18 protein-coding genes are annotated in these 20,457 nt (G+C 40.9%); 8 read left to right on the top strand and 10 right to left on the bottom strand.

Going from position 1 to position 20,457, the window contains the following annotated elements; genetic code table 11:
• Positions 1–46 precede the first annotated feature (46 nt).
• Complete coding sequence (locus CLV48_RS13650; protein ID WP_106567847.1) at positions 47–1,087, top strand: dipeptide epimerase; 1,041 nt, start codon at positions 47–49, stop codon at positions 1,085–1,087.
• A gap of 24 nt (positions 1,088–1,111) precedes the next feature.
• On the opposite strand, the gene CLV48_RS13645 is transcribed toward CLV48_RS13650, so the two are convergent.
• From CLV48_RS13645 to CLV48_RS13635, 3 genes are all read right to left on the bottom strand, one after another.
• On the bottom strand, positions 1,112–2,290 hold the full coding sequence (locus CLV48_RS13645; protein WP_106567846.1) for a DUF4221 family protein: 1,179 nt from the start codon (positions 2,288–2,290) through the stop codon (positions 1,112–1,114).
• Positions 2,291–2,431: 141 nt separating this feature from the next.
• A complete protein-coding gene (locus CLV48_RS13640; RefSeq protein ID WP_106567845.1) occupies positions 2,432–3,556 on the bottom strand; it encodes a BamA/TamA family outer membrane protein in 1,125 nt (374 codons plus the stop codon).
• 67 nt (positions 3,557–3,623) lie between these two features.
• A complete protein-coding gene (locus CLV48_RS13635) occupies positions 3,624–4,556 on the bottom strand; it encodes a hydrogen peroxide-inducible genes activator (RefSeq protein ID WP_106567844.1) in 933 nt (310 codons plus the stop codon).
• Between the two features lie 139 nt (positions 4,557–4,695).
• Here CLV48_RS13635 and CLV48_RS13630 point away from each other — a divergent pair, with 139 nt between their 5' ends.
• The 3 genes from CLV48_RS13630 to CLV48_RS13620 are packed head-to-tail and all read left to right on the top strand — an operon-like array spanning position 4,696 to position 8,429.
• Positions 4,696–5,727, top strand: coding sequence for a Fe(3+) ABC transporter substrate-binding protein (locus CLV48_RS13630; protein WP_106567843.1), 1,032 nt, complete (start codon positions 4,696–4,698; stop codon positions 5,725–5,727).
• Positions 5,728–5,736: 9 nt separating this feature from the next.
• Positions 5,737–7,368 (top strand): ABC transporter permease, encoded by a 1,632-nt coding sequence (locus tag CLV48_RS13625; RefSeq protein ID WP_106567842.1) that lies wholly within the window; start codon positions 5,737–5,739, stop codon positions 7,366–7,368.
• A 23-nt stretch (positions 7,369–7,391) separates the two neighbouring features.
• On the top strand, positions 7,392–8,429 hold the full coding sequence (locus tag CLV48_RS13620) for an ABC transporter ATP-binding protein (protein WP_106567841.1): 1,038 nt from the start codon (positions 7,392–7,394) through the stop codon (positions 8,427–8,429).
• 274 nt (positions 8,430–8,703) lie between these two features.
• Here the strand turns inward: CLV48_RS13620 and CLV48_RS13615 are convergent, their stop codons facing one another.
• The 4 genes from CLV48_RS13615 to rbsK are packed head-to-tail and all read right to left on the bottom strand — an operon-like array spanning position 8,704 to position 13,255.
• On the bottom strand, positions 8,704–9,702 hold the full coding sequence (locus tag CLV48_RS13615) for a GRP family sugar transporter (protein ID WP_106567840.1): 999 nt from the start codon (positions 9,700–9,702) through the stop codon (positions 8,704–8,706).
• Between the two features lie 8 nt (positions 9,703–9,710).
• On the bottom strand, positions 9,711–10,742 hold the full coding sequence (locus CLV48_RS13610; RefSeq protein WP_106567839.1) for a nucleoside hydrolase: 1,032 nt from the start codon (positions 10,740–10,742) through the stop codon (positions 9,711–9,713).
• Positions 10,743–10,749: 7 nt separating this feature from the next.
• Positions 10,750–12,318: an ADP-ribosylglycohydrolase family protein gene (locus CLV48_RS13605; protein ID WP_106567838.1), complete on the bottom strand. Its 1,569-nt coding sequence runs from the start codon at positions 12,316–12,318 to the stop codon at positions 10,750–10,752.
• 22 nt (positions 12,319–12,340) lie between these two features.
• Positions 12,341–13,255 (bottom strand): ribokinase, encoded by a 915-nt coding sequence (gene rbsK / locus CLV48_RS13600; protein WP_106567837.1) that lies wholly within the window; start codon positions 13,253–13,255, stop codon positions 12,341–12,343.
• 189 nt (positions 13,256–13,444) lie between these two features.
• Here rbsK and CLV48_RS13595 point away from each other — a divergent pair, with 189 nt between their 5' ends.
• From CLV48_RS13595 to CLV48_RS13585, 3 genes are all read left to right on the top strand, one after another.
• The gene (locus CLV48_RS13595) at positions 13,445–14,758 is read left to right on the top strand and encodes a Gfo/Idh/MocA family protein (protein ID WP_106567836.1); all 1,314 of its coding nucleotides are present in this window, start codon (positions 13,445–13,447) and stop codon (positions 14,756–14,758) included.
• Positions 14,759–14,770: 12 nt separating this feature from the next.
• On the top strand, positions 14,771–15,634 hold the full coding sequence (locus tag CLV48_RS13590) for a sugar phosphate isomerase/epimerase family protein (protein ID WP_106567835.1): 864 nt from the start codon (positions 14,771–14,773) through the stop codon (positions 15,632–15,634).
• Positions 15,635–15,795: 161 nt separating this feature from the next.
• Positions 15,796–16,986, top strand: a complete 1,191-nt coding sequence (locus CLV48_RS13585) for a redoxin domain-containing protein (protein ID WP_106567834.1) — start codon at positions 15,796–15,798, stop codon at positions 16,984–16,986.
• Positions 16,987–17,095: 109 nt separating this feature from the next.
• Here CLV48_RS13585 and CLV48_RS13580 read toward each other — a convergent pair whose 3' ends face one another.
• Positions 17,096–19,120, bottom strand: a complete 2,025-nt coding sequence (locus CLV48_RS13580) for an IPT/TIG domain-containing protein (protein WP_106567833.1) — start codon at positions 19,118–19,120, stop codon at positions 17,096–17,098.
• A 162-nt stretch (positions 19,121–19,282) separates the two neighbouring features.
• Here CLV48_RS13580 and CLV48_RS13575 point away from each other — a divergent pair, with 162 nt between their 5' ends.
• Complete coding sequence (locus CLV48_RS13575) at positions 19,283–19,720, top strand: MarR family winged helix-turn-helix transcriptional regulator (protein WP_106567832.1); 438 nt, start codon at positions 19,283–19,285, stop codon at positions 19,718–19,720.
• 96 nt (positions 19,721–19,816) lie between these two features.
• Here the strand turns inward: CLV48_RS13575 and CLV48_RS20765 are convergent, their stop codons facing one another.
• Both CLV48_RS20765 and CLV48_RS20760 read right to left on the bottom strand, forming a co-directional pair.
• Positions 19,817–19,963 carry a hypothetical protein gene (locus CLV48_RS20765; protein WP_245889560.1) on the bottom strand — a complete coding sequence of 49 codons (147 nt, stop codon included), beginning with the start codon at positions 19,961–19,963 and terminating at the stop codon, positions 19,817–19,819.
• A gap of 164 nt (positions 19,964–20,127) precedes the next feature.
• On the bottom strand, positions 20,128–20,334 hold the full coding sequence (locus CLV48_RS20760) for a hypothetical protein (RefSeq protein WP_245889559.1): 207 nt from the start codon (positions 20,332–20,334) through the stop codon (positions 20,128–20,130).
• Positions 20,335–20,457 lie beyond the last annotated feature (123 nt).

The following is a 20,457-nucleotide window of genomic DNA, read 5'->3' as shown; positions in this document are numbered from 1 at the left end:
AACAAAAAAATAAATTTACTTTTGTACCAAAACTATAATAATCTCCATGAAGCTGTCCTTTTCTGTCCTTGATTTACCTTTAAAGCACACTTTCACTATTGCCCATCAAAGCCGTGATGTGCAGGATACGATCATTGTGAAGTTGGAGGAGAATGGCTATTTTGGATTGGGGGAAACCACCACCAACCCCTTCTACGGTATGACTGCTGAGAATATCTGCAACAAGCTGGAATCAGCTACAGATTTGGTGGAAAAAGGGGGCTGGCATAGCCCGGAAGAACTATGGGATTTGGGAAAGGGAATTTTTGAAGACAATCCTTTTGCACAATGTGCCCTGGACATGGCAGCCTGGGATATTTTCACCAAAAAACAGGGTAAGAAACTATATGAATACCTGGGACTGAATCCTAAAAATATTCCACTTACTAATTTTACCATAGGCATAGATTCCATAGAGAAAATGGTGGCCAAGATGAAGGAAGTGGACTGGCCCCTGTACAAAATTAAATTAGGCACCGAACATGACCTGGAGATCATCCGAGAACTTAGAAAACACACGTCTTCAACCTTCAGGATAGATGCCAACTGTGCTTGGACAGCGGAACAGGCTATCCGATATTCAGAAGAATTGGCCAAACTGAATGTGGAATTTATGGAACAGCCCTTGGGTAAGGATGACCTGGAAGGGATGAAGGAAGTATATCAATATTCCAAACTTCCTGTGATCGCTGATGAAAGCTGTATCGTGGAGTCAGATGTGAAGAAATGTCATGGTCTATTCCATGGTATCAACGTGAAATTGGTCAAGGCTGGAGGTATTACACCAGGATTAAGGATGATCCATGAAGCCAAGTCATTGGGCATGAAAACGATGGTTGGCTGCATGACAGAATCTTCTGTGGGTATTACGGCCATCGCACATATTGCTCCCTTGCTGGATTATGTGGATATGGATGGGGCGATGCTTTTGTCAAAAGATATAGCAATTGGTGTAGAAATTAGTCCCGGTGAGGTTAGATTCCCAGAGAGCAAGGGGATTGGAGCGGTTCTTCTTGATAAATTATGTAGAATGAAGGGTGATGAATGAAGAATGGGTGTATCCATACTTAATTTACCTGTCCAAAATTTGAAGCCTCAAGAAAGCCATTTCATCGTCAATATTTTCGAAAATCCAGATTTGCCCGTTTTTGACAAAATGCCGACCTGGCTTTTTGTTCAACTGTGGTACAGCAGATTCAGCCAATAAATTGAAATCCTTATCAAATACACTTAAGAAAACTTCTGCTCCGATCGCCAGGTAGCCCCGATTCTCAAAGATCTCCTCTCCAAACTTTTCTTTGAAGGATAACCTTAGGTAACGTTGGTTTTTAGCATCCCAGAGGATCCTTCCAAAATAAATATCCTCTCTTTGTTTTTTATCTACCTCCCAATGTTGACTGGAGGAGACTTCTACCTGCTTAGGAGGGATGTATGATTTTTTAATTCCTAACAATTGCCCTTCAAGTTCCTTTAAGTATAGACTGTCCTCTGCGGAATCATAGATGTATACTTCATTGAAGGAATTGTTAGAAACTAATATTTTTTTCCCATTGGCCAATGAAAATGCTCCTGTACCCATGGCTCCGGCCCATTGACCATCGTATAGGAGATCTGTAGAGAAATCTTGAATTCTTTTCAATTCAGGAAGCCCGATTATACTGAAGTTTTCTTCCTTCAGGTCTATGTCAACAATCAAATAACTTTTATCATCCCATTTGATGTAAAAGCCTATCAGGCGATTGGAGTCCCCCGGAATCTTAAAAAAATCCAAAGGTTGTGCATCGTATGTGGAGAAAGTCCCTTCCAATATTTTTTCGATTTTCATGTCCTTGACCAATTTAGCATTTTGGTCAAAAACCTTGCTTAAGCCATAGGACCATACTGTAAAGTGCTCTTCGGCATCAACAGTAAATTTAGATATGAAATTACCTAGCCCATCAGGTCCCTCTTTCTCAAATTTTATTTTCTCAACCAGAATCAGTTTATCCAAGTCTATTTTTTCCATTACGGCATCCTTCCTGTTGTAATTGAAGAGGTACTTGCTGTCTTTGGAAATATCAGAAACCCATAAATTGTCCTGAATGTGCAGGATCTCCTCCCCTGGGTCGATCATTACTGTATCGAGAGCAAACTTCAATTCGGAATATTTTCCAGCTTGTTCCTGTGACTCTTTTCCGGAACATGCCCAAATGGAAAATGCCAGTAAAGCAACTGGAATGACTTGTTTAAGGCTCGAATTTTGTCTTATCATTTCTCAAAAATTTTTGAACTAAAAATCAAACAGCAACTTGTCAACCCAAAATAAAACTAAAAAACGAATTGACCTAATTATTTAAATTCAAAATTCGGGTTCATTACTCAAAATTCCGAAATCGGCCTTTCGAAATCTCAATCAGAAAGCTTCTCCAATAAACAAATAAAACCCGCTTCCTTCTTTTGTGAAAGCGACATCAAATCTGGTATAAATATCTTTTTTGGGGAACAATAAAAACCTAAGTCCCCCGCCACCGGCAAATACAGCCCTATGTATGCTTGCTTTGGAAAAATCCGGAAAAACAGTTCCGCTCCCGGCAAAAATACTTGCACCAATTCTATTAGTAAAGTTGAAGGGAAGGGGCAGCATTCTGAATTCCAACTGTGTTGCCAAGAGATTTTTGTCTCTAAACCTACCCATATAGTAACCTCTCATCATGGCATCTCCCCCAAGCAAACCCAATTGATTGAAAGGTACATCTCCAGAGTTGAATTCGCCTAAAAGTTGCCAGGCCAGGACATTGTTTTTTCCCAAAGGCCTGAAAAACCTGGTATCTAGGACAAGCGTATTGAATTCAAAGGTGCTCAAGCCTAACGGGTAATGCAGAAAAGCAAGTTCGGCAAAGTTTCCTTTTCTCACATTCAGCACATTGTGCCTGTCATCATATACGGCACCCAATCCCAGTCCAAAATTGGTAGAGCCTTCATTGCCCAATGGCAATTCAAAAACAGGATCATTCACTCCCGGTTTAAAGGTGACCCTTGACATCTTCTGAAAATCCATCTCTATTCCTGCATAGAAATTGGGTTTGATTTCTCTAAGAATTCTTTCTTTTATAATCACCTGATTGGCGTCCACCAATGCCAGATAATCCTTGGAAGTTCCCATTCCGATACCATGGTATTTGAGCGGAAAACTCTGTAACCTGATCCTGCCGAGAAAAAACCATTTGTTTAGGTCTGAATAAATAGCATGGTCAAACCAGATACCAAACTGGTTTTCCAAAGTGACAAAAGTAAATCCATTGATTTCACTCAATCGGTTGGAGGTATCTCTATTGGCATAGTAAACATAAAGTGATGAAAAACCAATCTCCCAGCTCGTTTCAGGCGCATAGGCCAATGTAGGATAAATTAGGAATTGGGGACGTGAGATATCTGTTGTATCATTAAAAATCCCATTGAGGTATTTCTTTACAAAACCCTGTGAAAAACCTTGATGCGTCACCAGCATCAAAAAAACAAACAAAAGCCTTTTGATCATGCAATTTTTAGACAGCTACGAAAATAATCAATTCACCTATCCAAATTGTTTGGATCAAACCAAAAAATTATTTGAACCTGACCACCTTTCCGTGTGCCCTGGATGTCATTTCATGGGGAATGGATTCACTTATTTCTTTGAAAAGCAGCTCCACCAATTTCTTTTTAAGGAAACTCCTGGTCAAAACTATACTGACTTCCCGAATGGGTTCTACACCATCAAACCTTCTCAACCTTGATTTTTCTTCGTCCCTCAAGTCCATTGTTGCAAGTTCGGGTAAAAGCGTAATTCCTGTATATTCATTGACCATGTTGCGGAGTCCTTCAAGAGAACCGCTTTCATAGTGAAAATTCATTCGTTCAAATTTGGATTGGTTGCAGATGTTGAGCACTTGGTCCCTAAAACAATGGCCCTGTTGCAACATCCACAAATCTTCTGTATTGAGGTCATTAACTTTTATTTTTTCTTTTTTGAGCAAAGGATGGTTTTTGGACATATAAGCAAAAAACTTCTCATAGAAAATTGGTTTCTCCAAAATTCCGTTTTCGTTAAGGGGAGTCACTACAATCCCCAAGTCCAGCTCATCATTTTTCAATTTTCTAAGGATCTCCTCAGTCACGGTTTCTTCAACCTGCAATTTGACATTGGGGTATTTTTCCAAAAAACTCTTTATAAAGCGGTGCAAGAGGTATGGGGCCAAAGTAGGAATGATCCCTATTTTGATAACACCACTGACATCCCCTTTCAATTGGGCTACCAGCTCAAAAATTCCTTTGCTTTCTGAAACCACCTTTTTGGCCTGATCTATGATCTGTGCCCCAATTTCTGTAGGGATTACAGGCATTTTGGAGCGATCAAAGAGAATGACTTCCAGTTCTTTTTCCAGCTTGCTCACTTGAGCGCTTAAGGTAGGTTGAGTGACAAAGCAGGATTCGGCTGCCTGCCCGAAATGCCTGAATTTATCAACTGCAATGATATATTCTAATTGCTGAATGGTCATTATTATCCTTAAAAAAACAAATTTCGGAATTACAGGCGACCCAACATGTGCCTTAGGTTACAAAGATAAAAATCTTTTTCTTTTTATTTAGATTTGATTTAAATAATGCCTAATTTCGCCCGTCTAAAACAACTTTGATATGTTTAAAAACATTCTCAAATCCGCCCTATTGGCCATTACTGGCTTGATTTTGTTTTCCTGTGGCTCAGGAGAAAAAGAAGAAGTAGTCAATGTTTATACCCATAGACATTACGAAGCTGACCAAAAACTATTTGACATGTTTACGGAAGCTACCGGTATTAAGGTAAATGTGGTATCCGCATCAGCTGACGAATTGATCCAAAAATTGGAACTGGAAGGAGCAAACTCTCCTGCTGATGTTTTGATCACTGTAGATGCAGGCCGACTGTACAGAGCAGAGACCAAAGGATTGTTGCAATCCATCAACTCTGAAACTTTAAACAATAATATTCCTTCAAAATTCCGCAATCCGGAAGGATACTGGTTTGGATTGACCTACCGGGCAAGGATTTTAGCTTACAGCACGGAAAGGGTGAACCCTGAGGAATTGAACAGTTATGAGTCTCTTACAGAACCCCAGTGGAAGGGAAGGGTACTAACCAGGTCTTCTGAAAACATCTATAACCAATCTCTTTTGGCATCCATTATTGCCCATCATGGAAAAGAAGGTGCAGAAACTTGGGCTGCGGGTCTTTTGTCCAACATGGCTAGAGAACCTAAAGGATCTGACAGAGACCAAGTGAAAGCTGTGGCTGCAGGGGAAGGTGATGTGGCAATTGTCAACACGTATTATATTGGAATTATGTTGAATGATGCCAATGAAGAGGAGAGAAAGGCAGCAGAAAAAATCGCCATATTCTTCCCTAACCAAGAAGACAGAGGTACACATATCAACATTTCCGGCGCGGGTGTAACAAAATATGCACCAAATAAAGACAATGCTGTCAAATTGCTGGAATTTCTTTCTTCCGCTCAAGCCCAGGAATTCCTGGCAAATATCAACTTTGAATATCCGGTCAACCCAAATGCTGAATTCTCGGATCTACTGAAAAAGTGGGGAAATTTCAAAGCAGATGATATTCATCTTTCCGTTTTGGGCGAAAACAACAGCGATGCTGTAGTCATCTTTGACAAGGTAGGCTGGAAATAATAAATAATCTTGAAAGCAGTCAAACGCAGTTATTACTGGTGGAATAAGTGGACAGGCTACTCGTTATTGATATTATTATTGGTAGCTACTCCCTTAATCACCATTTTGATTAAATTATTTGATAGCCCGGGAGGGAGTTGGTCACATATTGCCAACACCCTCCTTTTTGGCTATTTTCAGAATACTATATTTTTGCTTTTAGGTGTTGCAGCCCTAACTTTTTTACTGGGTGTCAGCACGGCATGGCTTGTCTCCAATTATGAATTCCCAGGCAGAAAATATTTCGAATGGCTATTGATCCTTCCTTTAGGGTTCCCTGGTTATATCATGGCCTATACCTATGTGGGTATCCTTGATTACACCGGACCTATACAGGTTTTCCTTCGCAACACTTTTGACATTCATTTCAAAGGAAGCCTGATTGACATCATGAACCTTCCGGGAGCTATTTTCATTTTGTCCATTACCCTTTTCCCATATGTTTTTCTCATTACACGTTCTTCATTTTTGCAGCAATCCAAAACCTTACAGGAAGCCTCCTTTTTACTGGGGGCCAATAGACTGAAGACATTTATCAAAGTAGCCCTCCCCATGGCACGTCCAGCTATTGTGGCCGGAATTGCTTTGGCATCCATGGAAGTTCTCAATGATTATGGAACTGTGAAATACTTTGGTGTAAATACATTTACGACGGGCATTTTCCGTGCTTGGTTTTCTATGGGTGATTCCAATACTGCTATTTACCTGGCAGCCATTCTGATGGTCTTTGTTTTTGTGATTTTATTCTTGGAATCTATTCAAAGAGGCAATAGACAATATGCTGCGGTCAATGGCTTGCAAAAACCTACAGCAAGGATCCATCCCACTATCGGTAAGAAAATTCTCTATTCGGGGATTTGCCTTAGCATTTTCTTGTTGAGTTTCTTCATTCCCTTTTTACAATTGCTCAATTGGGTCAGTATGACTTGGGATAAAGTCGTCAATAAGGATTTTTTCTTATTGATTTACAGGAGTTTTGGATTGGCCGCAGTAAGTGGATTATTGATTGTGGTTTTCTCTGTGATTATGTTGTATGCCCTAAGGCTAAGTCCTTTCAAATGGGTAAAAAATATTACCAAAGTAGCTACATTAGGTTATGCTATACCGGGTGCCGTAATTGCAGTAGGTATCATGATTCCATTTATCGGGTTGGACAAATGGATTTATGGCACGCTCTTTAGCTCAAAAACTGCGGGACTGTTTTTCTCGGGAACTTTATTTGCCCTGGTCTTTGCTTACATAGTCAGGTTCATGGCTGTAGGCTATAATCCTGTGGAGGCAGGATTCCAGAAAATCGGTATCCATGTCAATGAAGCCAGCCGGCTTTTGGGAATCAGAAGCACCAAAACACTTTGGAAAATAGATCTACCCCTGATCAAAACCAGCTTGGTATCGGGGATTATACTGGTGTTTGTGGACGTATTAAAGGAATTACCTTTAACTTTGATCCTCCGTCCGTTCAACTATCAGACTTTGGCGACCAAGGCATTTGACATGGCGACTAACGAGATGATTGCGGAATCGTCCAATGCTGCACTGATCATCATTCTGACAGGAATCATACCCATTATCTTCCTTAACAAGCTGATTGAAAAAAGATAATTAAAGCACAAGAAATCGACCTGATGAGTATCCTAACACTCCAAAACGTCAATAAGAAATACAACCAGGCCATGGAATTTGCCATCAAGGGTGTGTCCTTTGATGTAAAAGAAGGTGAAATCCTGGCTTTAGTTGGAGAAAGTGGTTCTGGAAAAACTACCTTGCTTAGGTTGATTGCAGGGTTGGAGCACCCCGATTCGGGAATCATTTCCCTTTCAGGACAGAAAATTGTAGAAGGTAAAAAGTCCGTTCCTGCCCATGAGAGACAGGTGGGAATGGTATTTCAGGATTATGCATTATTTCCCCATTTAACCATTTTGGAAAATGTGAAATTTGGCCTGAAAGGATCGAAAGAAGAAGTAGACAGTACCTCTCGAGAAACCCTAAAATTGGTCGGTCTGAAGGAAGATTTCAGCAAATATCCACATCAATTATCCGGTGGACAGCAGCAGCGGGTGGCCTTGGCCAGGGCTATAGCTCCAAATCCGAAAATCCTGTTGATGGACGAGCCTTTTAGTAACCTGGACGCCATGCTGAAAGATCAGGTAAGGGAAGAAATCAGGCAGATCATCAAGAAAACCGGCATCACGGCCATCTTTGTAACCCACGATACCAAAGATGCTTTATCCACTGCTGACAGGATTGCCATTTTACACAAAGGTTATCTCCAGCAGATTGATATTCCCAAAGTGCTCTATGAAAATCCTGTCAACCCCTACGTAGCCAATTTTTTTGGAAAGAGGAATGAAATGATGGCGATCCCGACAGAAGAGGGATTTCATACATCCTTTGGTTTTATCACAGATCCAGAAGCAAAAAAATTCAAAGGAAAAGTAAAACTCCTTTTTAGGCCTGAACATGGGGAAGTAGTTCAGAGAGATGGGCAGCAGTTGACAGGTAAAATCGTAAAAATTTCCTATTTCGGAAGTCATCAGATGGTCAAGTTGGCGGATGATGAAGGACAAAGAGTCACCATCCGGACCAATCCGGGACGATCATTTGACGGCATTGACCGGGCTTGTTTCTACCTGTGGAAGTATGATGTGGAAGAAGCTTTTTAGAGGCGAGAGTTTAGAAACGAGACTCTAGAAACAAGACACAAGAGATAAGAAGCGAGAGACGAGTACTCAGGGCCAAATCCAGTACAATTTCGAAATAGGGAATTGAACGATTAATTTTTTGGAATAAAGATTTTCCTTAGGATTCGATTTCTTTTGATTTCTGGTCACGATTGGCTGGGGCATCTCTTTGTCATGCCGAAATCATGAGGCATCTATTGCTTTGGGGTGAGAAGTTTTATTTTTAATCAGGCTCTAAACGATCGACATTTCAGGATTATACCCCAGCATACACAATCATTCCCAATCCGAGAATGAATAGGACAAACATCCCTGCCAGCAACAGGTTCGTGCCTTTTGGGGCATTTTTGAATTCACGCCAGATAAACACTCCCCAGAAAGCAGCCACCATGGTCGCGCCCTGACCCAAGCCATAAGAGATAGCAGGGCCCGCTTTTTCGGCCGCAATGATGCTGAAAGACATTCCCAAACACCAGATTATCCCTCCCAAAATCCCAACCAAATGGACCGGAAGGCTACCTTTGAAATAATCTGCGCCGTAAAGCTTTGATCCTTCAATGGGCTTTTTCATCAAGATGGTATTGAAAACAAAGTTGCTCATCAATATCCCGATAGCAAATACAAATACCGCTCCATAGGGTGTGAATTTTCCTCCCTCAGGATTGGAAAAATCCAGAGACATAGACTGGGCCACAAAAAAGTAGAAAAAGGACATCAAGAATCCTCCAACCAAAGCCAACATTAAGCCTACTTTGGGATTTTTTCGTTCGGTACCTGCCAATTTCCTATATGCCAAAGCATCCATGACAATTGCAATGACTACCAGGGTAACACCGGTAAACAACAATACTGGATCTCCCTTTTGGGTAGAAACATAATTGACAATAACCCCAAGGACCAATGCCAATCCTATGCCTACAGGAAAGGCTACAGACATGCCCGCATAGGCAATGGCAGCTACAATCAGAATATTGGCCAGGTTGAATATGACCCCTCCGATAAAGGCTAAAGAATAACTTTTACGGTCGGCCTGAAATAGGTCTTCTGCAAAGCTTCTTCCTCCATCCCCTGTACTTCCCAAGGTGTAACCAAACAAGAGAGACAAGAGAACAATTCCTATGACATAATCCCAATAAAAGAGCTCAAAGCGCCATTGGGTTCCTGCCAACTTTTGGGTATTGGCCCAAGATCCCCAACAAAACATGGTGATGATACAGAACAGAACCGCAAGGGAATAGGATTCAATGATATACATGTTGAGGTTTATTTAGGGTTGACCAATTGATAATTTTCGAGGGTATGATAAAAATCCTGAATGACTGCGTCCCGGTCAAAGTTTTCCCAAACGGTGATTTTTCTTAGATTGACTGGCCTTTCTACCCATTGGTTATCGATAAGGATAGGGGCAGGGATTTCTCGACTATCTCCCCATTTCGGATTTTTTAGAACTGCTGCTGCCACCATATCAAAAAGTGCCCTGGCAGGTGGATCTGAGTAATAGTCTATATGCTCAAAGAGGCTTACCGCATAATCTCCAAAATTGAAAAACTCACCTCCGTGACGCCCTACAATTGGCAATTCTATCTGAGGTCCCATCCCCGGCATTTTTTCGTTGATCTCTATTTGTGTAACCTTTACCGCATCGGTACCACTAGGCTCCCCATACCTTACGGTTACCATTTCGAAAGGAACTTTAGAATTCAGCACATAATTCATAGAAACTGTGTCATTGTCCTGATTGTATTCTCCAGGTTTGGGATAATTGGAACCTAACCATACCACCCGAATTTTGGATGCAATGGAGGGGTCCTTTTCCAAGGCCAAAGCCACATTGGTCAATTTGCCCACAGCGAGAAGGATCAATTCCTGTTCATGGGATTTATTGGCTTGTTCAATTATAAAATCAACTCCTTCTTTTCCATCAAAATCAGTCTCTTTCACATGCATCCGAATTGTTTCAAAGGAAGCATCGGCACCTTTCAAGAGCGGAATTTGCCCAAAACGTTGTCCCAGTTGAAGAATACGCTTGGCTTCTTCATAATGCTGATCAATATTACCACCACTTTTTGTGGCATTTACGGTTACACCTACCAAGTCAAAGGTGGGACCATTGACCAGAAGGTACATCAAAGCGAATTGGTCATCCAACTCATTATTGGCATCAGTATCATAGATCAATCTGATTTTTGGATTTTCCACGATTTGTTCAAGTCCTGATTCTTGTTTGGGGGATGTGCATGACAATCCCAGAAAGAGGCCAAGAGTAATTGAAAAATACATGTTATTCTGTCTCATATCTTACTTAATAATTTTGATTCCCAGGATTGATAGAAGAATATAACAATGCTTCCCTGACATTGACCTGATAGCCTTGGGGGATATATTTAGCTTCAAGCCTTATTTCATGCTCTCCTTCCCCAAGATCATAAAACCAGAAAATTTCATGTTTTCTGCTTTGAAAACTCGTAGGCATCTTCACTTCTTCATGAAGTTTTCCATCTATCCAGACATTTATTAAAAGGTTATCATGTTCCTTAGAAGCATCTTTGACTGCCTCTCCTGTAATTACAAGGCCCTTACCTTTGATTTTGAAAGCAATTTCCTGATTAGCCGTATTGAGGTTTTTGGAAAGATTCATCCTTCTGGTAGGATAAATTCCTTCAAAACCTATTTCCAATGGCATCGTTTTGGGTTTTTGGTAAGGAAGAACAACATTGTCACCTTCAACTCTTCCTCCGTTTCGGGATGCCATCTCAAGGGCGTGCTTCATCCCTACCTCATAAACCTTGTTAAGGGACATGTCAGTAAATTTGAAATTCATGTCCTCCACTTTGTCAATTCCCTGTTTCCAATAATCCGGGATATTACTATACCCTATCATGGTCCCCAAAATACCACCAGCATTGGCAGGATTACAATCTGAGTCCTGCCCACAGCGGGTCGCTATATCAATTGTCTTCCCATAATCCCCTTTTCCGTAAAGCAAGCCAATAACGATGTATGCTGCATTGATTTTTGCATCGATGTTGAAGGCTTTGAAAACCCCATCCGGGCAACCTCTGTCGAAACTCCATTTTTTCTGCACTTCAAACCAGTTACGTTTCCAATCATCAGGATATTGGCGGTACCATTGGATCACATCTGTTATGCATTGGTGGAATTCGCTCTCCTTGGGTATGGTTTTCAATGCTTCCTCGACAATAAACTCCATATCATCATGAACAAAAGCCAGGGCATACATGGCAGCTACATAAATACCCCCATATACCCCATCCCCATAATTCATGATATGTCCGATACGGTTACCGATATCAGCTGCAGCATTGACCATTCCTGGGGCCATCAAACCGGCAAAATCAGCTTCAATCTGAAAATCGATATCATCGGAATGGGGGTTGTTCTTCCAAAACCCCGAAGCAGGAGGCATCATACCGTTCAAAATATTATACCTGGCCGCCTGATTGGCATGCCACAATTGGTATTCTGCATGTGCAAAAGCAAGGGCATGAAGGGAATCAGGGGCATCCAATCCATACTTTTCAAAAATATCCACAAAGGTCAAGTCCATGTATACATCATCATAGAGTCCGGGCACATTTTCATACCACCACAGCATTTGATTTTCATCCCAAGGGATAGGAATATGATCTCCAATCATGGTGCCGTTGAACCTGAACTCGGTAGGACCACCATAGGTACAGCCGATCACCTGACCGGCCCAACCTCCTTTTATCTTGTCCTGAAGTTTTGCCTTAGGTATGGAAATTTCCTGTCCCTCTTCATATAATTCATATGAGGGTTGGGACTTCTGACATGAATTTAACCACAAGGAAGCGGCAATGATGAATGTAAGGAAAAGGCTTGATTTCATATTTGATTGGGATAGGATGATATCATGTCATGGGCAACTCATGTAAAAAAGGAATAGAAGTCTGGGCCCCCATTCTTTGTACAGAAAGCGTCGCAGCTTTCATAGCAAATTTTACTGCATCTTTAAGTGGGAGGCTATTTCCAAGGGCGACGGCAAGTCCTCCGTTGAAAGTATCCCCTGCCGCAGTCGTGTCCTTAGTCTGTACTTTGACTGTTGGCAAAATCCCTTTGAAATCAGAGGTATAGAGGTAGGCCCCTTTGGCACCAAGTGTGATTATAATTTCCTTAACCCCTTTTTCAAGAAAATATCTGGCCGCCTTTTTCGCTGATTTTTCATCTTTAACTGCTATTCCTGTCAAATATTCTGCTTCCGTTTCATTGGGTGTAACTAAGAACAAATTTTCATAGAGGGAATCAGGTAAACCTAGGGCAGGGGCAGGGTTGAGGACTACTTTTTTATCCAATTTTTTTGCCAGTTCCGCTGCAGCACAGACAGTTTCTATAGGGACTTCCAATTGAAGTAGTATCAAATCGGCTTCTTCAAATTTTTGTTGGGATGCAATAATGTCATAAGGAGAAAGCTGACTGTTGGCTCCTGGAGCCAATATGATGGTATTTTCCCCGGACTTATCTACTGTAATCAATGCTACTCCTGATGGAACATTCGGGATTTGTTGGATATGACTGGTATCGATTCCCTCCTTTTGGTAATTGAGCAGGTTCTGACTTCCAAAAATATCATTCCCTAATCGGGTTATGAAACAGACATCACCACCAAGTCTTGCCGCGGCAACAGCTTGATTGGCTCCTTTTCCACCCGGGACCAGAGAGAATTCTCCGCCTATGATCGTCTCCCCGGGAACGGGAAAGTGATCGGATTGGATGACCATATCCATGTTGGCGCTGCCAATTACCAAAATTTTAGGTTTTGCCTGCATACCTTATATCTGCCTTACCTGCCTTTTATCAAACTAAGCGCCATGAATCCTGATTTTTACGATTTGAAATTTTCAAGAAAGGCCAATTTCGAGTAATATTATACTGATATTATTCAAAAGAAACAAATAATCAGCGGATTAACGGTTTAAAGTTCCTTTGGATGAAATTGACCATAAACCCATTGTAGAATGAAAAAAGATAACCCTACATTTTCAAGAAGAAAATTTCTTGGAACCAGTTTGCTCAGTGCAGCGGGCCTATCATTTATTCCCGGCCTGAGCTCAGCAAAAACCAATTCCTTTTCAGGAGCTGAAGATATCCACCAAATTAGGCTGGGATTTATAGGCGTAGGAAGACAGGCTATGGGCATATTGAACGGGATGATGCGGATTCCCGGAGTGGAAGTGTTGGCATGTGCGGATGTTTATGAAATAAAAAGGGAAAGGTTTCAGATCCGGGCAAAGCGGCTTGCAGAAGAATGGGGCAAAAAGAATTCAAACATTGATGTTTATTCAGATTATAAGAAGCTTTTGACAAGAGCAGATATAGATGCTGTGGTAATTGCTTCACCTGACCACTGGCATGCCTTAATGGCCATAGATGCCTGCAAGGCAGGAAAGGATATTTATCTGGAAAAACCATTGACTTTAACCATCTATGAAGGGCAGAAGCTGGTAGAGGCAGTTAGGTCCAATGGAACAGTCTTGGCGGTAGGAAGTCAACAGCGCTCTGACCTGAATTTCCAGCATGCAGCAAGGATGGTACTAAAAGGCAAAATCGGAAAAGTCCAAAAAGTCCTGGTGCATGTGGGTCAACCTGAACACCCTCGGGCTTATGATCTCGACAAACAGGAAGTTCCAAAAGGATTGGACTGGCAGGCCTGGTTGGGGCCGTTGCCATACCTTCACTATAATGAACAATTGAATCCAGGCATTTCACTTGTACCTGAAGAAAATGAAAAATTATGGGGTGCTTGGAGGCAATTCAAGGAAACAGGTGGAGGGTATATGACCGACTGGGGAGCACATATGTTTGACATTGCCCAATGGGGTTTGGGAATGGACAGAAGTGGTCCGGTCAAGGTGGTACCGGGAAATGGAACCCATCCACTTACGTTTCATTATGCCAATGGTGTAGAAATGGTGGTCGGCCCCTTTGATGAAGGCAGGCAAGGTGTTAAATTTATTGGAGATAAAGGCTGGATTAAGGTATCCAGGGGACAGTTTGAAGCTTCGGATCTGGCCCTTAATCCTACAATGGAAAGGCCTAATTTGGGTTATCCTCCCCATTATTGGGATTTCATCGATTCAGTTATCAAAAGGAAGGATCCAATCGTTCCGGTAGAAGTAGGCCATAGCACCTGTGTGATCTGTACTATTGGAAATATAGCCCACGAACTGGGAAGGCCTTTGGACTGGGATCCTGTCAAACAGACTTTCCCAAATGACAAGCAGGCCCTTGAACTCCTGCATTACAACTATGAAAACGGATATTCACTTTAAACCTGGCATACTATGAACAATCGTAGAGATTTTCTGAAAATATCAAGCGCCCTTGCTTTGGGAACCCTATTGAAACCCCAGTCATTATGGGCAGAGAAAATGGCCAAAAAACCCATAGGGATACAGCTCTATTCTTTAAGGGAGGCCATGAGAGATGACCCGCAAAATACCTTAAGGTATGTGTCATCTATAGGGTATAAAAACCTGGAAACAGCAAGTTATTCAGAAGGAAAGGTCTATGGTATGGATCCTGTATTTTTCAGGAAATACATAGAAAACCTTGGCATGAAATTAAAGTCAGCCCATGTTGGTGGCCCAAGAACCTATGATCCCGCCAAAAAGGGAGAGGCTTTGGACTGGTGGAAAAAAGCAGTGGAAGACCATAAGACCATGGGCGCCAAATACCTAATCAAGCCCTCTATGCCCATACCTACCACTTTAAAAGAACTGGACACCTGGATTGATTATTACAATAGCATTGGGGAAATCGCCAAAAAGTCAGGAATGCTTTTTGGCTTTCATAACCATGCCAGGGAGTTTGAAGCCATCGAAGGAAAAATCATGATGGATTATATGATAGAAAATACAGATCCCAAACTGGTCTGCTTTGAACTGGATGTTTACTGGAGCCAAAAAGGAGGTCAGGACCCTGTTGCTTACTTGGAAAGGTATGGAGGAAGATTCCCAGTACTACATATCAAAGATGAAGAGGAAATCGGGGCCAGCGGAACTATGGATTTTGAGGCTATTTTCAAAGCAGCATACAAGCAGGGCATGAAGGATTATTATGTTGAAGTAGAAAGGTACAATTTCGAGCCTATTGAAAGTGTGAAAAGGAGTTTTGATTTCCTGAATTCTGCTGCTTATGTAAAATAAATAATCGGAAAGTTGTTAAAAATCACTAATAGCTCTGGATAACTAAACAACAGCTTAGCTGATCTACAAAAATGGACCACAAAGTAATCTTGGAACGAAATTAATGATACAGCAAAGTATCGGCATGGATACTATCATTTGGTAAACAAACACCCAACACTATGAAAATAAATTATTTATCCACACTAATGATGGCAGGAATACTTATTCTGGCATCCTGTGGCCCCCAGCAAAGTATGGAAGGGGCAAAACCTAACGGAGAATTTATTCCAAATCCACAGGAAATGTCAGAACAGCCTGTAGGAAAATTGGCTATAGGGGACAAGGCGCCCTATTTCAACCTTCCCAATGTGGATGGAAAATATGTATCCATTGATGACTTCAAAGATGCAGATGTATTAGTGATCAATTTTACCTGTAATCACTGCCCAACAGCCCAGGCCTATGAAGAGCGATTTAAACAAGTGGTCAATGATTACAGCAACAAGGGAGTGGCATTTGTAGCCATTTCTGCAAATAGTCCCATCGGAATTTTACCGGAAGAATTAGGCTACACCGACTTGAATGATGATTACCACAGCATGCAGATCCGATATAGAGACATGGATTATAACTTCCCTTATCTTTATGATGGCGACACACATGAATATTCTTTGGCATATGGTCCTGCGGTAACTCCGCAAGTTTTTGTTTTTGACAAGGAAAGGAAGCTGACTTATTCGGGCAGGATGGACAGTTCTGAAAAACCGGGAACTGCCAATGCAGAGGATATCAGAAATGCAATTGACAGGACATTGGCAGGAGAGGCATTGGAAGCTGATAAGGCCATCACACCTGCTTTCGGATGTTCTACCAAGTGGGCATGGAAAAATGAGTATGCCATCAAAACCAATGAAGAATGGAAAAAGAAACCTGTCACAGTTGAAAAGATCTCTACCACAGGATTATCGGAATTGCTGCATAACGATACAGACCAATTATTGCTAATCAATTTTTGGGCAACTTGGTGTGGACCTTGTGTGGTGGAATATCCTGATTTCATTGAAATTCAGCGCATGTATGGGGCAAGGGATTTCCGATTTGTTTCATTGAGTATGGACAATCCCGACCAAGAAGAAAAAGTCCTCAAATTTCTCAAGTCCAAATATTCTGCAGTGAGCAATTACCTCATTGATACAGATGATAAATATGCCGTAATCGATGTGGTAAAAAATGGATGGGATGGAAGTTTACCTTTGACCCTATTGATTGAGCCTGGAGGAAATGTGGCATACAAAGTACCTGGAACCATCAAAAACTTGGAGCTTCGCCGGGCCATTGTGGACCATCCTATGATTGGAAGGTATTATTAATCAGGAAAAAATTCTGTCCATGTGCCTTTTTTTAACGAAGGCTATGGGTATTATAAACCGCTGAGCATGAATTGAACTCAGCGGTTTTTTTTTAAATGTTGGAGAAAGACTAGTTCTTCAATTTAAAAAATTCTTCAATGAATGATTCATTAAACCCATTTCCATCTCCACCGCCCAAAAATACTTCATCGTTGATTACGAAAGAAAATGCCCGGTATCTCCCAATTTTCCCTACAATGGGGCCTGCTTGCCAGGTATTGTTTGATGGATCATAAATCCAAACATCCGGGGTTGCTCCTCCACCAATTGGAGTTCCGGTTGCACAATATATTTTACCTTTGAAAGCAAATCCAGTCTGCATATTGATTGCTTGAGGTAAAGCCGCGAGATTGGTCCAGCTATTATTTGATGGGTCATATCTAAAAAGTTTGTTCATTCCTGTGTCTTTTGCCCCTCCAAAAATATACACAAATCCATCCAAAGTAACTGCTGAGGCCTTGTTACTTCCTGTCAAACCAGCTGGAGGATTTGTCAATTTTAGCCATGAATTAGTGCTTGTATTGTATTCATAAAGATCCAAATAGTCGATATTGTTCAAGCCTTCCGAGTAGCTTCCCAGTCCTAGAAAAACTCTTCCTGAGAATGCGAACATACTTGGCGCAGCCCTTTTTTCACCAGGGAAGTTTGCCTTTTTGGTCCATGTTTTAGTTGAAGGTTCAAATTCCCAAAAGTTGTCCGCATCTTGGCCTGTATAAAGAAACGCCTTCCCATTGCTTGTTGTTACATTACCGGTATAGGCCTTTTCAAAAGGCGGACTGCTTTTGATCCAGGAACCATTGCTTGGATTATATTCCCAAAGGTAATCCTTTGGGTCATTGAAATCTGCGGATTTGGAAATAACGTAACCTTTTTGGTTAAGTGAAAATGCTCCTGCATTCCCATAAAAATGAAAAGGAAGTTTATTGGAAACCATCAACCAGTCGTCATTAATGCACATTGGTTTGGAAAAAGTATTTAATTTGTCCGCTACCTTCACAGTAATCCTAGCATTACCATTGGGAAAAGGACCCCTTGGAACCCTTACCAGAATTTCTTTCTCATTGCCACCTATAATTTGCGCTTCTTGACCTTCAATACTTACATGATTCCAAAACACATCAGGATTAAAATTTTCACCTTTTATTAAAATTTCATCCCAAGTTACTGCACAATCCGGGATTTCTGTGATAATGGGTTCAGCCAAGCTTAAATTAAAAGTTGATAGTGCTTCTTGTAATTGTGCCTCTATCCGAATTGGGTGATCGCTCGTTTTCAGCTCTTTGGGTAAGCTTACTGTTAATTCCTTCCTTCTTGCGCCCAAGATTTCTAATTTCATATTACCAACAAAGACAGTATTTCTTTGAGGTATTGAATCAAAATGGTTTCCAATGATTTTAAAAGGCTCACCTATTTTTACAATTTTAGGATCCACCTCATGGATTTCAGGTTTATAAAGTGAATATGGGTAAGTTGCAATTTTATCAGTTCCATAAGAAATATTGATTACGTTGACATTAAAGTCCGCAGATTTGACATTTGCGGGAATCTGGGCTTTGACAAAGGTGTCTGAGACCACTAACCAATAAAATGTAGCGACTTCTCCAAAACGCACTAAGGTTTTTGAAGGATCATCTCCAAAATTTCTACCATAAATATTGATCCAGTCCTCCAAATGACCTTTTTCTGGCGACACTCTGGTGATTACGGGGTCCTTGAGACCACGTGAAACAAATGATACTACACTTCCATATATAATTTGTATATCAGTTTCTACATAAGCTTTGTAATAGTAAGTTCTATTTGCTTGACTTGTCCTTCCCAATTCGTACTGATAGGGACCCGATTTCTTCGGTTTTCCCAACCTTATATTATTGATAGGGTTTATCCATGAATCGCTATCTTCAGATACAAGGAAGCCATGTTCTCTGATATTGGATGGACTAGTCAATTCACCTTTAAGCATAACAGACCCAGCTGCGTTTACTTCGGCTTCCAATGTCTTGATGGTTGGGTCTTTTTTAGGATCATCATATTCATTTTCACAACCCAAAAGGAGTATACTTAATAAGAAAAATAATGTTAGGATCTGTCTCATTTTAAACTTTGTGTAAACTTTTAAAGCTAAATGATTTTATCCTTATCTACAACTAAAATTGAAAGCAAACCTTGTTCCTGAGAAAAATCAACAAATGAGGTATTAATTCCCTTGTTTTCGAATATAAATTTTCATAAATTTAATTGTTTACAATCAAAAATTATGGCCAATCTAGAGAAAGAACCTGGATTTCCATTCTATGTAGTATCCAGACTGATTTCGCAAGCTTACCGGGAACCTTTGGAGTCCTTGAGCTTGACCTATCCACAATACCTCGTCATGCTTTGTCTTTGGGAAGAGGATGGGCTAATGGTATCCCAAATAGGAGAGAGACTCTCTTTGGATTCGGGAACACTTACACCTTTATTGAAGCGCTTAGAGGCAATGAACTTGGTCAAAAGGGAAAGAAGTGAGAAAGATGAACGCAAGGTGGGGATTCAATTGACCTATCCGGGAAAATCATTACAGTCCAAGGCTTCTTTGATTTCATCCAGTTTGGATGCCGTCTTTGCGAATTGGGCCGAAAAGGACAAAAGCAAACTGGAACAGCTGATGAACAAACTCTTGGAAAGTCTGAAGTCCCATTCCCAAAAATTCTGATTTACCGAGGCCATTTGCTTTCCTAAAAAATTAAATTCCAGCAGGAATGTTGCTGACTGCCAGCAAAAATGAAACGCACGTTGGGTAGTGACTATATCAATCCCCTAAGCCAGGCATCCGTGTTTTTCCGGGATAGTTACCTGTCTGCTGAAATTCATCAATGGCAACTACTATTGGGATATCCTGTTGAACCAAAAACTGAAAGATGTCCTTTACTTGTTTTGGGGTGTCTTTTACATCCAATCCGACTTATGGGATACCAGAAAGTGCATCAAAACTAATCGTTGGCCTTAGGGATTTGATGAAGTTCCAAACATTTTTTCCAAACGGACTTTTTTCAGGTATGGACTGTAAAAGACCTGAAGCAAGCGAATTCAAAAATTCCTTTTCATTTTCTGTATAAGATATTAAGGTAAATTCCTATCCAACCTTTGGGTAATTTTTCCCATAACATGACGTATCAAGGCTGTTTTCCCAAGTCTTCTGAAACCAAGCAAAAGACTAGATTCACCACCAGTCAACATGGATAGGATATTTTGGGTTTCAATTTTCCTGTTACAAAAGTACTTGGGACCATAATAGCCTGTAGTGGGAAAAGGACTTGTTGGATTCATTATTTGAAGATTTGATTTTACAAATTGTAAAATACAATTTGCAAAATCAGGCATAAATTTTTTGTAGCGATGTAAAAGTCGTGAAGCATTGCCAGATTGATGCTGTGGTATTTAAATCAGGAA

Source organism: Cecembia rubra, from assembly GCF_003014575.1.
Taxonomy (GTDB): Bacteria; Bacteroidota; Bacteroidia; order Cytophagales; family Cyclobacteriaceae; genus Cecembia_A; species Cecembia_A rubra.
Note: the sequence above shows the minus strand (reverse complement) of the source record. Positions and strands in the feature narration are given on the sequence as shown.